The organism is Pseudomonas sp. 1, from assembly GCF_056626735.1.
This window is the reverse complement of record NZ_JBWXMQ010000006.1, coordinates 278,528-292,135: the sequence shown is the minus strand read 5'-3', so window position 1 is coordinate 292,135 and position 13,608 is coordinate 278,528. Positions and strand designations below refer to the sequence as shown.

At 58.6% G+C, this 13,608-nt stretch carries 15 protein-coding genes; 8 read left to right on the top strand and 7 right to left on the bottom strand.

The genetic code is table 11. The annotated features are described in order from the left end of the window. Positions 1-33 precede the first annotated feature (33 nt). On the top strand, positions 34-213 hold the full coding sequence (locus AC1MDC_RS11835; RefSeq protein WP_007953204.1) for a PA3496 family putative envelope integrity protein: 180 nt from the start codon (positions 34-36) through the stop codon (positions 211-213). Positions 214-300: 87 nt separating this feature from the next. On the opposite strand, the gene AC1MDC_RS11830 is transcribed toward AC1MDC_RS11835, so the two are convergent. Then, positions 301-927, bottom strand: a complete 627-nt coding sequence (locus tag AC1MDC_RS11830) for a response regulator transcription factor (protein ID WP_007953203.1) — start codon at positions 925-927, stop codon at positions 301-303. A gap of 402 nt (positions 928-1,329) precedes the next feature. Between AC1MDC_RS11830 and AC1MDC_RS11825 the strand changes: the two genes are divergently transcribed. Then, the gene (locus AC1MDC_RS11825) at positions 1,330-1,923 is read left to right on the top strand and encodes a hypothetical protein (protein WP_085699674.1); all 594 of its coding nucleotides are present in this window, start codon (positions 1,330-1,332) and stop codon (positions 1,921-1,923) included. Between the two features lie 153 nt (positions 1,924-2,076). Here the strand turns inward: AC1MDC_RS11825 and AC1MDC_RS11820 are convergent, their stop codons facing one another. Together AC1MDC_RS11820 and AC1MDC_RS11815 are read right to left on the bottom strand one after the other, a co-directional pair. After that, on the bottom strand, positions 2,077-3,294 hold the full coding sequence (locus tag AC1MDC_RS11820) for an argininosuccinate synthase (protein WP_007953201.1): 1,218 nt from the start codon (positions 3,292-3,294) through the stop codon (positions 2,077-2,079). A 129-nt stretch (positions 3,295-3,423) separates the two neighbouring features. Then, the gene (locus AC1MDC_RS11815; protein ID WP_085699676.1) at positions 3,424-4,332 is read right to left on the bottom strand and encodes a flagellar protein MotY; all 909 of its coding nucleotides are present in this window, start codon (positions 4,330-4,332) and stop codon (positions 3,424-3,426) included. A gap of 160 nt (positions 4,333-4,492) precedes the next feature. On the opposite strand from AC1MDC_RS11815, the gene pyrC reads away from it, so the two are divergent. After that, on the top strand, positions 4,493-5,539 hold the full coding sequence (gene pyrC, locus AC1MDC_RS11810) for a dihydroorotase (RefSeq protein WP_085701710.1): 1,047 nt from the start codon (positions 4,493-4,495) through the stop codon (positions 5,537-5,539). Further along, positions 5,536-6,210: a ribonuclease T gene (gene rnt, locus AC1MDC_RS11805; protein WP_007953196.1), complete on the top strand. Its 675-nt coding sequence runs from the start codon at positions 5,536-5,538 to the stop codon at positions 6,208-6,210. The genes pyrC and rnt overlap by 4 nt, the downstream gene beginning before the upstream one ends. 74 nt (positions 6,211-6,284) lie before the next feature. Here the strand turns inward: rnt and AC1MDC_RS11800 are convergent, their stop codons facing one another. Next, positions 6,285-6,887 (bottom strand): peroxiredoxin, encoded by a 603-nt coding sequence (locus AC1MDC_RS11800; RefSeq protein ID WP_085580234.1) that lies wholly within the window; start codon positions 6,885-6,887, stop codon positions 6,285-6,287. A 291-nt stretch (positions 6,888-7,178) separates the two neighbouring features. Here AC1MDC_RS11800 and AC1MDC_RS11795 point away from each other — a divergent pair, with 291 nt between their 5' ends. Beyond that, positions 7,179-7,397, top strand: coding sequence for a bacterioferritin-associated ferredoxin (locus AC1MDC_RS11795; protein WP_007953193.1), 219 nt, complete (start codon positions 7,179-7,181; stop codon positions 7,395-7,397). Positions 7,398-7,596: 199 nt separating this feature from the next. Next, on the top strand, positions 7,597-8,073 hold the full coding sequence (bfr, locus tag AC1MDC_RS11790) for a bacterioferritin (protein WP_085684506.1): 477 nt from the start codon (positions 7,597-7,599) through the stop codon (positions 8,071-8,073). A 106-nt stretch (positions 8,074-8,179) separates the two neighbouring features. Here bfr and grxD read toward each other — a convergent pair whose 3' ends face one another. The 3 genes from grxD to AC1MDC_RS11775 form a co-directional block, all read right to left on the bottom strand. After that, on the bottom strand, positions 8,180-8,521 hold the full coding sequence (gene grxD, locus AC1MDC_RS11785; RefSeq protein WP_085701711.1) for a Grx4 family monothiol glutaredoxin: 342 nt from the start codon (positions 8,519-8,521) through the stop codon (positions 8,180-8,182). A gap of 97 nt (positions 8,522-8,618) precedes the next feature. Beyond that, positions 8,619-10,724 (bottom strand): molybdopterin oxidoreductase family protein, encoded by a 2,106-nt coding sequence (locus tag AC1MDC_RS11780; RefSeq protein ID WP_085699682.1) that lies wholly within the window; start codon positions 10,722-10,724, stop codon positions 8,619-8,621. 129 nt (positions 10,725-10,853) lie between these two features. Then, complete coding sequence (locus AC1MDC_RS11775) at positions 10,854-11,144, bottom strand: hypothetical protein (protein ID WP_007953190.1); 291 nt, start codon at positions 11,142-11,144, stop codon at positions 10,854-10,856. A 406-nt stretch (positions 11,145-11,550) separates the two neighbouring features. Here AC1MDC_RS11775 and argF point away from each other — a divergent pair, with 406 nt between their 5' ends. Continuing rightward, complete coding sequence (gene argF / locus AC1MDC_RS11770; protein ID WP_085699684.1) at positions 11,551-12,471, top strand: ornithine carbamoyltransferase; 921 nt, start codon at positions 11,551-11,553, stop codon at positions 12,469-12,471. Then, on the top strand, positions 12,468-13,577 hold the full coding sequence (locus tag AC1MDC_RS11765) for an ABC transporter ATP-binding protein (protein ID WP_085699686.1): 1,110 nt from the start codon (positions 12,468-12,470) through the stop codon (positions 13,575-13,577). The genes argF and AC1MDC_RS11765 overlap by 4 nt, the downstream gene beginning before the upstream one ends. Positions 13,578-13,608 lie beyond the last annotated feature (31 nt).

Sequence of the window (13,608 nt, the reverse complement as noted above, 5' to 3'; positions counted from 1 at the left end):
CGCCAAAGGCAGTCTTAGCCTGGAGTTGACCTTATGAGCACCAGCAAAGAGCAATTGGAAGCGGACGACGACTTTATCGCCACGGAGGCCGACGATGCCGAACCTGTGGTTGAAGTCGCCAAGACCAACTTGAGCAAACGCCGAACCATCGACAACCTGCTTGAGGAGCGCCGACTGCAAAAGCAATTGGCCGATTACGATTTTGATCTCTGACATTTGAAAGCCTCCCGAAACGGAGGCTTTTCTCTTTCTGTCGCACGCTGATTTCGATCCGCCCATGATCCGTCAGCCACTCAAACCTCAGACCAGACCGTTTCGCTGGGCCAGTTCGATCAAATCGACCAGCGAACGCGCGTTGAGCTTCAAAAGCAATCGGGTCTTGTAGGTACTCACGGTCTTGTTGCTGAGAAACATCCCGTCGGCAATTTCCTTGTTGGTCTTTCCGCGCGCCAGTTGCTGCAACACCATCATTTCGCGCCCGGACAGGCGGTCTACCATATCGGCCTCGCTGGCATTACCCAGGCTTGTCCGCACGGTATGCAACGCCTGATTCGGAAAGTAGCTGTACCCGGACAGTACCGCCTTGATTGCACTCAGCAACTCCGTCAGATCCTGTTGCTTGCAAACATAACCCGCTGCCCCCGATTGCATGCAGCGCATGGAAAAGTGTCCCGGTGACTGGGACGTCAGTACCAGCACCTTCAATGGCATCGCACTTGTCGTAAGACGCGCAATGACTTCCAGGCCATCAAGTTTCGGAATACCGATATCCAGAATGACGATATCCGGCATCTGGTCACGAGCAAGTTGTAACGCATCCACGCCATTATCGGTTTCTGCAATGACTTCGTAGCCATGACGTTCCATCAGCATACGTACCGCAAGACGAATGACGGGGTGATCATCCACGATCAGCACTTTATTCATTGGCAAGTCCAGTTTCGCTGTTCGAATTTTTAGAACCGGCACAATAACGTAGTCATTTCACCCATGGCATGGATAAGTTCCTCTACACCAGCACCGAGAGACGCCTCCTACAGGCAATAAAGATTATTCCTACAGAAAAGACTCACTTATAGAAAATCATGAGTCTGCATCAGGAACTCCACACCTCTCCACGTCCTTCGCGGCGGCGCTCGTAACAGACTGAAAAACCAAAACCCGGTTCAATGAACAGATACTAAAAACAACTGAAACAACTTACACATATCGCAACTCTGGAATTTAATATAAACACCAGATACCGAAATCCTTATCCGCCCGCCAACTTAAAACTCGACCACCCAACCACATCAAAACGACGAGAAAGACCATTCATGAGTAAAGACCATGCTAAAGATCAACAAAAAAATTCCCAACCCCATCACCGTCATTGCCATCTTCGCCTTTATATCGGAGACCTCCGCCGCCGTATCCCTGCCTTTTCTTAATAACAATGAGCGGGAGATCTATGTCTGGTTCCTGATCAGCTTTCCGTTCTACTTGCTATTCCTGTTTTTCATCACACTCAACTTTAACTACCGTTCTCTCTATGCTCCATCAGACTTCGACAACGACAAGAACTTTCTTAAAGCTTTCGAAGAGGAGGATAATTTACCGACCGAGGCTGTACACACTCCACCCAATATTGAGTCGCACGCCATTAAACTTCCAAAACCGCTGACCAAGGTGTACATCATCGACATTCGAAAGTTACACACTGATTCGGAGATTGAACTGCTATTTGAAAAAATCCCACACTCAAACAAGCATTCGCCGAGATTATTACTGTTTTTAACCGAAGCGGGGGCGGATGCTTTACTTAAAGACAATATCGAAATCCTGGCCAAACACGCCAAGAGAAGCCAGGGAACAACGTTCTGCATTGTTTATGACACGCACGCGCTGACCACATCCGTATTGGGAAAATTCGAAAGGGGATAAAGCGCGCAGCAGGACAATCATGCAATGCAGCGATGTACAGCCGATGAGGACAGTAATGTTGACCGGTATCGATCAATTCAAAGGAGAGCATCCCAAAAAAAACGGCCTTGTCGCTACGACAAGGCCGTTTTTTTCACATCAGCCCCGAAGGACTCAGAACAGCTTGCGGCCCTTGTTGGCGGCAATGCGCATGCGCAGCGCGTTGAGCTTGATGAAGCCCGCCGCGTCGGCCTGGTTGTAGGCGCCGCCGTCTTCTTCGAAAGTCGCGATGTTGGCGTCGAACAGCGAATCGTCGGACTTGCGGCCGGTCACGATTACGTTGCCCTTGTACAGCTTCAGGCGCACAACGCCGTTCACGTTGACCTGCGAGGCGTCGATCATCTGTTGCAGCATCAGACGCTCAGGGCTCCACCAGTAGCCGGTGTAGATCAGGCTGGCGTACTTCGGCATCAGCTCGTCTTTCAAGTGAGCGACTTCGCGGTCCAGGGTGATCGATTCGATGGCGCGGTGAGCGCGCAGCATGATGGTGCCGCCCGGGGTTTCGTAGCAGCCACGGGACTTCATGCCGACATAACGGTTCTCGACGATGTCCAGACGGCCGATGCCATGTTCGCCACCGATTTTGTTCAGCGTCGCCAGCACGGTGGCCGGGGTCATTTCAACGCCGTCCAGCGCGACGATGTCGCCGTTACGGTAGGTCAGTTCCAGATACTGAGGGGTGTCGGGAGCCTTCTCCGGGGAGACGGTCCAGCGCCACATGTCTTCTTCGTGCTCGGTCCAGGTGTCTTCCAGCACGCCGCCTTCATAGGAGATGTGCAACAGGTTGGCATCCATCGAGTACGGGGACTTCTTCTTGCCGTGACGCTCGATCGGGATCGCGTGCTTCTCGGCGTAGTCCATCAGCTTCTCGCGGGACAGCAGGTCCCACTCGCGCCATGGAGCGATCACTTTCACGCCTGGCTTGAGCGCGTAGGCACCCAGTTCGAAACGTACCTGGTCGTTGCCCTTGCCGGTGGCGCCGTGGGAAATGGCGTCAGCGCCGGTTTCGTTGGCGATTTCGATCAGACGCTTGGCGATCAGCGGACGCGCGATGGAAGTACCCAGCAGGTACTCGCCTTCGTAAACGGTGTTGGCGCGGAACATCGGGAACACGAAGTCACGCACGAATTCTTCGCGCAGGTCGTCGATGTAGATTTCTTTGACGCCCATGGCCTGCGCCTTGGCGCGGGCCGGCTCGACTTCTTCGCCCTGACCCAGGTCAGCGGTGAAGGTCACGACTTCACAGTTATAAGTATCCTGCAGCCACTTGAGGATCACCGAAGTGTCCAGGCCGCCGGAATACGCCAGAACGACCTTGTTTACGTCCGCCATGCCATCACTCCACGGGGTTCTACGGAAAGCCGAGGAGTCTACCGCTCAAACGCGATAATTTACAGAGGCGCGACAGCTTAAGACGACAAAGCGACAGAATCTGTCGAGAGGGCGACGATGACCGACAGGTCAGGAAGTCGCCGCTGCATTGGCAGGCGTGCTGGCTTGAGGTGCTGGGGCGGTAACCGGTGCCACCCGGGCCAACTTCACGCTGACCCGGCGATTTTTCGCCCGGTTGGCGGCGTTGGTGTTCGGGACCAGCGGGTATTGTTCGCCGTGGAAACGCACGGTGATCTGCGATTCGGCGATGCCGTTGGCCTTGAAGAAATCAACCACCGCCAGCGCACGACGGCGCGACAACTCACGATTGGTCAGGCGATTGCCACTGTTGTCGGAATAGCCATCGAGCTCAATGTGATTGACCGTCGGATCGGCCTTCATGAATTCGAGCATCACTTGCAGTTTGGCTTTCGCGGCGGCGTCCAGATCGGTGCCTTCGCCCGGAAAACCGACCTGCGAGTTTTTGACCTGATCGAAATTCTGCGGGAGCAATTTCGCCACGCAGGTCTGGTAGTCGTTGAACGCCTTGCTGAACTTGACCGGCAGCAGCCGCACTTCGGAGACCCGTCCATCACCGGAGGCACGTCGCACCACCGGGCTACGACCTTCCAGCAAACCGCTGATCAGCCCGCCGGCCTGCGATTGCGAACTGTTGAACAGCACGTTGCCGGTGCCGATCCTGACACTGCCCAGGTTGATGTCATTGCGTCCCGGCTGCCAGGGCGCGGCCGCCGCCAGCAAGGTTGCCGAACCACCGCCCAGCATCGCGTTGTAGGCATTCAGACGGAAGATCGCCTGCTCGCCGGCCTTGCGCACGAACTGCCCCGAGCCGAAGTCGGTGATCGGCTGCGTCAGGCGGCACTCGAACTTGTCGCCTTCGACCGTCCACTCAATGTTCTCCAGACGTGTCTGGTAGGTCAGTGCCATCGCGGGAAGGCTGGCAAACACACTGAGCAAGGCTAAATATCGCTGGCGCACGGGAGGCTCCATTGGCTTCTACAACAAAAAAGACCGAGACATACATCTTTACGGCATACCTTTGGGATATCGGACGCTCGTCGCAAAACTTGATAGCGAGTGCCTGCAAGAGTCTTTTCCGGTAGCATTCGCCTCAGTTTGACCCGCCTGGAATTCCCTCATGTCCGACCGCCTGACCCTGCTGCGTCCCGACGACTGGCACATTCATCTTCGCGATGGTGCCGTGTTGACCAATACCGTTGCGGATGTCGCGCGCACCTTTGGTCGCGCAATCATCATGCCCAACCTGGTACCTCCGGTGCGCAACGCCGCTGAAGCCGACGGCTATCGCCAGCGGATTCTCGCTGCCCGCCCGGCCGGCAGTCGTTTCGAGCCGCTGATGGTGCTGTACCTCACCGACCGCACCCAGCCCGAAGAAATCCGTGAGGCCAAGGCCGGCGGTTTCGTGCATGCCGCCAAGCTGTACCCGGCCGGCGCCACCACCAACTCCGATTCCGGGGTCACCAGCATCGACAAGATTTTCCCGGCGCTGGAAGCCATGGCCGAAGTCGGCATGCCGCTGTTGATCCACGGTGAAGTCACCCGTGGCGACGTCGACGTGTTCGACCGCGAAAAAATCTTCATCGATGAGCACATGCGCCGCGTGGTCGAGCGTTTCCCGACACTGAAAGTGGTGTTCGAACACATCACTACCGGCGATGCCGTGCAGTTCGTCAACGAGGCCTCGGCCAACGTCGGCGCGACCATCACCGCGCACCACCTGCTCTACAACCGCAACCACATGCTGGTAGGCGGGATCCGGCCGCACTTCTATTGCCTGCCGATCCTCAAGCGCAACACGCACCAGGAAGCCCTGCTCGACGCCGCCACCAGCGGCAGCGCGAAGTTCTTCCTGGGTACCGACTCGGCACCGCACGCCCAGCACGCCAAAGAAGCAGCCTGCGGCTGCGCCGGCTGCTACACCGCGTACGCCGCCATCGAGCTGTACGCCGAAGCCTTTGAACAGCGCAACGCTCTGGACAAGCTCGAAGCGTTCGCCAGCCTCAACGGCCCGCGCTTCTATGGCCTGCCGGCAAACACCGATCGCATCACCCTGGTTCGTGACGAATGGACCGCACCGACCAGCCTGCCTTTCGGCGAGCTGACCGTTATCCCGCTGCGCGCCGGTGAAAAACTGCGCTGGCGCCTGCTGGAGGAACACGCGTGAGTGAAGACCATTTCGACGACGAACTGGACGGTCAAGGTGGCGGCGGTTCGCGCCATCCAATGGCAGCACGCTTTCGCGGCTACCTGCCGGTTGTCGTCGACGTAGAAACCGGTGGCTTCAACTCGGCCACCGACGCTCTGCTGGAGATTGCCGCGACCACCATCGCCATGGATGAAAAGGGTTTCGTGTACCCGGATCACACCTACTTCTTCCGCGTCGAGCCGTTCGAAGGCGCCAACGTTGAAGCGGCGGCACTGGAGTTCACCGGGATCAAGCTCGATCATCCGTTGCGCATGGCCGTCAGCGAAGAAACAGCGCTGACCGACATCTTCCGTGGCGTGCGCAAGGCCTTGAAAGCCAACGGCTGCAAACGGGCAATTCTGGTCGGCCACAACAGCAGCTTCGACCTGGGCTTCCTCAACGCCGCCGTCGCGCGGCTTGACATGAAGCGCAACCCGTTCCACCCGTTCTCCAGTTTCGACACCGCGACCCTCGCCGGTCTGGCATACGGCCAAACCGTGCTGGCGAAAGCCTGTCAGGCAGCCGACATCGACTTCGACGGCCGTGAAGCGCACTCCGCGCGTTACGACACCGAGAAGACGGCCGAGCTGTTCTGCGGCATCGTCAACCGCTGGAAACAGATGGGCGGCTGGGAAGACTTCGACGACTGATCCTCGTCGGGTTTCTTCCGAGCATGAAAAAACCGGCCACGTGGGCCGGTTTTTTTGTACCTCGACGTTGCGCCTTACAGGGCAGCAGCGTTCTCGGTCAGGTAAGCCGCAACGCCTTCTGGCGAAGCGTTCATGCCTTTGTCGCCTTTTTTCCAGTTGGCAGGGCAGACTTCGCCGTGCTCTTCGTGGAATTGCAGCGCGTCGACCAGACGGATCAGCTCTTCCATGTTACGGCCCAGCGGCAGGTCGTTGACGATCTGCGAGCGGACAACGCCCTTGTCGTCGATCAGGAACGCGCCACGGAAAGCCACGCCGCCTTCGGATTCAACGTCGTAGGCCTTGGCGATTTCGTGCTTCATGTCGGCAGCCATGGTGTATTTCACCTGACCGATGCCGCCATTGTTGACCGGGGTGTTGCGCCAGGCGTTGTGGGTGAAGTGCGAGTCGATCGACACAGCGACCACTTCTACGTTGCGCGCCTTGAAGTCAGCCATGCGGTTGTCCAGAGCGATCAGCTCGGACGGGCAGACGAAGGTGAAGTCCAGCGGGTAGAAGAACACCAGGCCGTATTTGCCTTTGATGGCCGAGGACAGGGTGAAGCTGTCAACGATCTCGCCATTGCCGAGTACGGCCGGGACGGTGAAGTCAGGGGCTTGTTTGCCTACGAGTACGCTCATTGATATCTCCTGGTGTAGAAACTTGAAGTTCAGGGTCCGCGCCAGCCTGCCACCCTCAGGCGACAGCCCTGTGACACGAACCCTCTTCGCAAGGGCCGACCATCATACACTGCGTTTTTCGACTGTCCTTAAAGGTTTTTCGCGAAATCCGGGCTGGCACTCAGCCATGCACCACCGTTCGTCAGTCACAGGCATTGGCGATGAAAACCACCGGGAAAGCACTTTGACAATCATTCTCGTTAACATTAAGATCCATCGCAATTGAGTCACAACCAGCGACGGTTCTCACTTATGTATGTTTGCCTCTGCACTGGCGTCACCGACGGACAGATCCGCGAAGCGATCTATGAAGGTTGCTGCAGCTACAAAGAAGTTCGTCAGGCCACCGGCGTAGCCAGCCAATGCGGCAAATGTGCGTGCCTGGCGAAGGAAGTGGTTCGCGAAACCCTGACCAAGCTGCAAACCGCCCAGGCCGCGATCCCCTACCCGGCAGAATTTACCGCCGCGTAATTATCCCGAATTCGAAGAACCGGACTTAGGTCCGGTTTTTTTATGCCTGAAAATCAATTGCTTAGCGCCTAGACGCGGAACACAAACATTCTTATTCAGATTAATTTTCATTTATTATTCAATAACTTAGGTTTGACACTTATAAATACCAAGCTCAAACTCCGCCTTATATACCGCTACTTAGGGCAGGACTCCCATCATGAAAGGCGACGTAACAGTCATCCAGCATCTCAACAAGATCCTTGCCAATGAGCTGGTCGCGATCAATCAGTACTTCCTGCATGCGCGCATGTATGAAGATTGGGGCCTGAACAAGCTCGGCAAACACGAGTACCACGAATCCATCGACGAGATGAAGCACGCGGACAAGCTGATCAAGCGCATCCTGTTCCTCGAAGGCCTGCCGAACGTGCAGGATCTGGGCAAGTTGCACATCGGCGAGCACACCAAGGAAATGCTGGAGTGCGACCTGCGCATCGAGAAGACTGGCCATGCCGACCTGAAGGTCGCCATCGCCCACTGCGAATCCGTCGGTGACTTCGGCAGCCGTGAACTGCTCGAGGACATCCTGGAATCCGAAGAAGAACATATCGACTGGCTGGAAACCCAACTGGGCCTGATCGACAAGGTCGGTCTTGAGAACTATCTGCAATCGCAGATGGGTGAAGACGAGTAATCAGTCAGCGCCAAACTCGAGACACTAAAAAGCCCCGCTCTCTTTCCAGAGGCGGGGCTTTTTATCGCCCGGATTTCAGACTCGCTGAAATCCGGGCAGAAACCAATCAGGCTTCGGACTTGGCCGCAGCAGCCTTGGCGGATGCTTCCTTGATCAGGGTCTGCAGCTCACCATTGGCGAACATTTCAGCCATGATGTCGCTGCCGCCCACCAGTTCACCGCCGACCCACAGTTGCGGGAAAGTCGGCCAGTTGGCGTACTTCGGCAGGTTGGCGCGGATTTCCGGGTTCTGCAGGATGTCGACGTAGGCGAACTTCTCGCCACAGCCCATTACAGCCTGCGCAGCTTTCGCGGAGAAGCCACACTGCGGGGCATTCGGCGAGCCTTTCATGTAAAGCAGAATGGTGTTGTTGGCAATCTGCTCTTTAATCGTTTCGATGATATCCATGGAGCACCTCGGCTGAACTTTCCGACTCATGGGTCGGCACGGTGGCGCATTGTAACGGAATCCCGAGCGCGCTGCTCGGTCTCCCCGACAGACATGCTCAAGCCGCTGCCACCGTCACCGGCACGCCATTGAGCGCTGCGTTGCCCGACAGCTCGTCGAGCTGACACTCATCGGTCAGGTCATTGGCGCTGGAGCCCGGCTGACCGCTGGCAATCGCCATCTGTACACCCGGCCGGGCATGGCCCCATCCATGCGGCAGGCTGACCACGCCCTTCATCATGTCGGCACTGCCCAGCACTTCGACTTCGATCTGGCCGACCCGTGAACTCACGCGCACGAGCTGACCGTCACTTAGCCCGCGACTGGCGAGATCGTCCGGGTTCATCAGCAGCTGATGACGCGGCTTGCCCTTCACCAGTCGATGATAATTGTGCATCCACGAATTGTTGCTGCGCACATGACGGCGGCCGATCATCAACAGCTCATCGGCGGCGGGTGCCTGCAACGCGGCGAAGCGCGCCAAGTCGGCGAGGATTTCCGGTGGAGCCGCCTGAATCCGTTGATTGGCAGTCTTCAACCGCGCAGTCAGGTTGGGTTTGAGCGCTCCCAGGTCGACACCGTGCGGATGATCGAACAGCGTCGCAAGCGACAATTTTTGCTCGGATGCATCGCCATACAAGCCCATGCGTAACCCCATGTCGATCATCTTCGCCGGCGGCATCGTCGGTTTCAGCTCCTTGCCGGTCTTCGCGGCAAAGGCCTTGGCCAGGCCGACGAAGATCTCCCAGTCATGCAGCGCACCTTCGGGTTTGGCGAGGATCGCCCGGTTGAACCGGGTAACGTTGCGCACCGCGAACAGGTTGAAAGTGGTGTCGTAGTGATCGTTCTCCAGCGCCGAGGTGGACGGCAGGATCAGGTCGGCATAGCGCGTGGTTTCGTTGATGTACAGATCGACGCTGACCATGAACTCCAGCCCGTCCAGCGCCTGCTCCAGTTGCCGGCCGTTGGGCGTCGACAGGACCGGATTGCCGGCCACGGTGATCAGCGCGCGGATCTGCCCCTCGCCTTCGGTGAGCATTTCTTCGGCCAGTGCCGAGACTGGCAGCTCGCCGCCATATTCAGGGCGCCCGGACACGCGGCTCTGCCATTTATTGAAGTGCCCGCCCGAGGTCGAGGCCACCAGATCCACCGCCGGCTCCGTGCACAGTGCACCGCCAACGCGGTCGAGATTGCCGGTGACCAGATTGATCAACTGCACGACCCAATGGCACAGCGTGCCGAAGGCCTGAGTGGAAACACCCATCCGGCCGTAGCAAACGGCGCTTGGCGCAGCGGCGAAGTCCCGGGCCAATTGGCGGATCTGTTCGGCGGGCACCGCGCACAACGGGCTCATGGCTTCGGCGGTGAAACCCGCCACCGCCGCGCGAAGCTCATCCAGACCGTCCACCGGCAAATGACTTTCAGACGTCAGGCCTTCACTGAACAGCGTATTGAGCACACCAAACAACAACGCCGCATCGCCCCCCGGACGCACGAACAAATGCTGATCGGCCATCGCCGCCGTCTCGCTGCGTCGTGGATCGACCACTACCACTTTGCCGCCCCGGGCCTGAATCGCCTTCAGACGCTTCTCGACATCCGGCACGGTCATGATGCTGCCGTTGGACGCCAACGGGTTGCCGCCCAGGATCAGCATGAAGTCCGTGTGATCGATATCCGGGATCGGCAACAGCAAGCCGTGGCCATACATCAGGTAGCTGGTCAGGTGATGGGGCAGTTGATCGACCGACGTCGCCGAATAGCGGTTGCGGGTTTTCAACAGGCCGAGGAAGTAATTGCTGTGGGTCATCAACCCATAGTTGTGGACGCTGGGGTTGCCCTGATACACGGCGACTGCGTTCTGCCCATGACGCTCCTGAATCGCCGAGAGTTTTTCGGCGACCAGCTCGAATGCTTCGTCCCACGCGATGGGCAGCCATTCGCTGCCGACCCGGCGCATGGGCTGACGCAGGCGATCCGGATCATTCTGGATATCTTGCAGCGCGACGGCCTTGGGGCAGATGTGCCCGCGACTGAACGTGTCCTGAGCATCGCCCTTGATCGAGGTGATCTGCACCTGGCCGTCGGTTTCGGTGGTCTCGATGGTCAAGCCGCAGATGGCTTCGCACAAGTGGCAGGCACGGTGATGGAGAGTCTTGGTCATGGCCAGTCTCTGTCTTGTTCTGGGCAGGCAATCACGCCCGCGGGAACAAAACTATGGCCCGCGACCCGGTGCAGCGCCAGCGACGTTTGTCTTGTGAATCGGCGGCCATCAGGGCCGCCGATGGACACGTCAGTTCGCCGGAAGCTGAGGCGGCGCGGCCAGCTGGATTTCCTGGATGGTCTCGATCTGCTCGTGGGCGACGTGGACGCCGGTGAGCTCGCCGATCAGTCGCCAATGCTCGTCGAGCCCGGCGCTGATGGTCGCCATGCGGTCGATCATCTGTCGGCTGGCGGCCTTGACCACGTCGTCATCGCTGCGCAGCAGTTCGAAGGACATCGAGGTCATCGACGCGGTGAGGTGGGTCAATGAGCGTGCCGTGTGGCCCAGCAGTTCCATTAACAGTTTTTCTTTCGATTCCATGCGGAGGCTTCCTGCGTCGCTCGTGATTTATTTATAACCCAGCACTTTGCTTTAGCAAATGTTTCAACCTGCGCATCCGACCAAGCGAACCGCCGGCTCACCGGTCGCAAACCGACCAGAGCTGTGCCATCCCCGCCGCGCCTGATTGCCAAGCCCGGTGGGGCCAGTGTACAAATGCCTCGTTGCCCTCTCGAAAACTGACCGGAAATCACAGTGTTCGCACTGTTTGCACCCCGACGCGTTTCTGCAAAAACCGTAGCCTATTGGAAAAACGCGACATTTAGTGTCAATATCGCGCCTTCCCCTATTTCGTCGCCCCCGTGCGGCTTACGCCGCAGGTCTCGCCCGTTGTTCCGATAAACAAGGCTTTGAGCATCTGCGGTTTGTAGCAAAAAGGTAGTCAATGATGAGCGCAAGGCACTTTCTCTCCCTGATGGATTGCACGCCCGAAGAGCTGGTCAGCGTGATCCGTCGAGGCGTTGAGCTCAAGGACCTGCGTAACCGCGGCGTACTGTTCGAGCCTCTGAAAAACCGCGTCCTGGGGATGATCTTCGAGAAATCTTCGACCCGCACCCGGATCTCTTTCGAGGCCGGCATGATCCAGCTCGGCGGCCAGGCGATCTTTCTGTCGCCGCGCGACACCCAGCTGGGCCGTGGCGAGCCGATTGGCGATTGCGCCATCGTCATGTCGAGCATGCTCGACGCGGTGATGATCCGGACCTTTGCCCACAGCACCCTGACCGAATTCGCTGCCAACTCCCGCGTGCCGGTGATCAACGGCCTGTCCGATGACCTGCACCCGTGCCAGTTGCTGGCCGACATGCAAACCTTTCTCGAGCACCGCGGCTCGATCCAGGGCAAGACCGTGGCCTGGATCGGCGACGGCAACAACATGTGCAACAGCTATATAGAAGCGGCCATCCAGTTCGACTTCCAGCTGCGCGTGGCCTGCCCGGAAGGCTACGAGCCGAATCCTGAATTCGTGGCCAAGGCCGGTGACCGCGTGACCATCGTCCGCGACCCGCAAGAGGCCGTGCGCGGCGCGCATCTGGTGAGTACCGACGTCTGGACCTCCATGGGTCAGGAAGAGGAAACCGCCCAGCGCCTCAAACTGTTCGCGCCATACCAGGTCACCCGTGCCCTGCTCGACCTGGCGGCCGAGGACGTGTTATTCCTGCACTGCCTTCCCGCTCACCGCGGTGAAGAAATCAGTCTCGACCTGCTTGATGACCCGCGCTCCGTCGCCTGGGATCAGGCAGAAAACCGTCTCCACGCACAGAAGGCCCTGCTCGAGTTCCTCGTCGAACCGGCATATCACCACGCATGAGTCATGAATTACTGCTGAACCTGCGCAACCTCGCTTGCGGCTATCAAGATCAACGTGTGGTGCAGAACCTCAATCTGCACCTCAACGCCGGCGACATCGGCTGCCTGCTCGGCTCGTCCGGTTGCGGCAAGACCACCACCCTGCGCGCGATTGCCGGTTTCGAACCGGTGCACGAAGGGGAAATCTCTCTCGGCGGTGAAGTGATCTCCAGCGCCGGTTTCACCCTCGCCCCGGAAAAACGCCGGATCGGCATGGTGTTCCAGGACTACGCGCTGTTCCCGCACCTGAGTGTCGCGGACAACATCGCCTTCGGCATCCGCAAGCACCCGAACAAGGAGCGTGTCACCGAAGAGCTGCTGGAACTGGTCAATCTGAAGAACCTCGGCAAACGCTTCCCTCACGAGTTGTCCGGCGGCCAGCAACAACGTGTCGCCCTCGCCCGCGCTTTGGCGCCGGAGCCACAACTGCTGTTGCTCGACGAGCCATTCTCCAACCTCGATGGCGAGTTGCGTCGCAAGCTGAGCCATGAAGTGCGCGACATCCTCAAGGCCCGTGGCACCAGCGCGATTCTGGTGACGCACGACCAGGAAGAAGCCTTCGCCGTCAGCGATCACGTCGGCGTGTTCAAGGAAGGCCGGCTGGAGCAGTGGGACACGCCCTACAACCTCTATCACGAACCGGCGACGCCGTTTGTGGCCAGCTTCATCGGTCAGGGCTACTTCATTCGCGGCCAGCTCGGCAGCCCGGAATCGGTGCAGACCGAACTCGGCGAACTGCGCGGCAATCGCGCCTACACCTGGCCGGTCGGTGGGGCGGTGGATGTGCTGCTGCGTCCGGATGACATCGTTTACGCGCCGGACAGTGGCTTGAAAGCGCGGATCGTCGGCAAGACGTTCCTCGGCGCTTCGACCCTGTATCGCCTGCAACTGCCGACCGGCGCACAGCTGGAATCGATCTTCCCGAGCCATGCCGACCATCAGGTTGGTGCGGATGTCGGGATTCGGGTGGCAGCGGAACATCTGGTGCTGTTCCAGGCGTCGGGCAGCACGGCCGCTCAAATTCCGGCGACAGAGAACGGCGTCCGCCGTTACAGCGCCGCACGCTGATCTGCACGCAAACAATGAGGGAGCCTGATGG

What these genes read in the sequence shown, in the direction of transcription:
- AC1MDC_RS11830 (WP_007953203.1), bottom strand. Translation starts at nt 927, where the DNA reads ATGAATAAAGTGCTGATCGTGGATGATCACCCCGTCATTCGTCTTGCG.
- AC1MDC_RS11835 (WP_007953204.1), top strand. Translation starts at nt 34, where the DNA reads ATGAGCACCAGCAAAGAGCAATTGGAAGCGGACGACGACTTTATCGCC.
- grxD (WP_085701711.1), bottom strand. Translation starts at nt 8,521, where the DNA reads ATGGATATCATCGAAACGATTAAAGAGCAGATTGCCAACAACACCATT.
- AC1MDC_RS11780 (WP_085699682.1), bottom strand. Translation starts at nt 10,724, where the DNA reads ATGACCAAGACTCTCCATCACCGTGCCTGCCACTTGTGCGAAGCCATC.
- pyrC (WP_085701710.1), top strand. Translation starts at nt 4,493, where the DNA reads ATGTCCGACCGCCTGACCCTGCTGCGTCCCGACGACTGGCACATTCAT.
- AC1MDC_RS11800 (WP_085580234.1), bottom strand. Translation starts at nt 6,887, where the DNA reads ATGAGCGTACTCGTAGGCAAACAAGCCCCTGACTTCACCGTCCCGGCC.
- AC1MDC_RS11765 (WP_085699686.1), top strand. Translation starts at nt 12,468, where the DNA reads ATGAGTCATGAATTACTGCTGAACCTGCGCAACCTCGCTTGCGGCTAT.
- AC1MDC_RS11820 (WP_007953201.1), bottom strand. Translation starts at nt 3,294, where the DNA reads ATGGCGGACGTAAACAAGGTCGTTCTGGCGTATTCCGGCGGCCTGGAC.
- argF (WP_085699684.1), top strand. Translation starts at nt 11,551, where the DNA reads ATGAGCGCAAGGCACTTTCTCTCCCTGATGGATTGCACGCCCGAAGAG.
- AC1MDC_RS11825 (WP_085699674.1), top strand. Translation starts at nt 1,330, where the DNA reads ATGCTAAAGATCAACAAAAAAATTCCCAACCCCATCACCGTCATTGCC.
- bfr (WP_085684506.1), top strand. Translation starts at nt 7,597, where the DNA reads ATGAAAGGCGACGTAACAGTCATCCAGCATCTCAACAAGATCCTTGCC.
- AC1MDC_RS11795 (WP_007953193.1), top strand. Translation starts at nt 7,179, where the DNA reads ATGTATGTTTGCCTCTGCACTGGCGTCACCGACGGACAGATCCGCGAA.
- AC1MDC_RS11775 (WP_007953190.1), bottom strand. Translation starts at nt 11,144, where the DNA reads ATGGAATCGAAAGAAAAACTGTTAATGGAACTGCTGGGCCACACGGCA.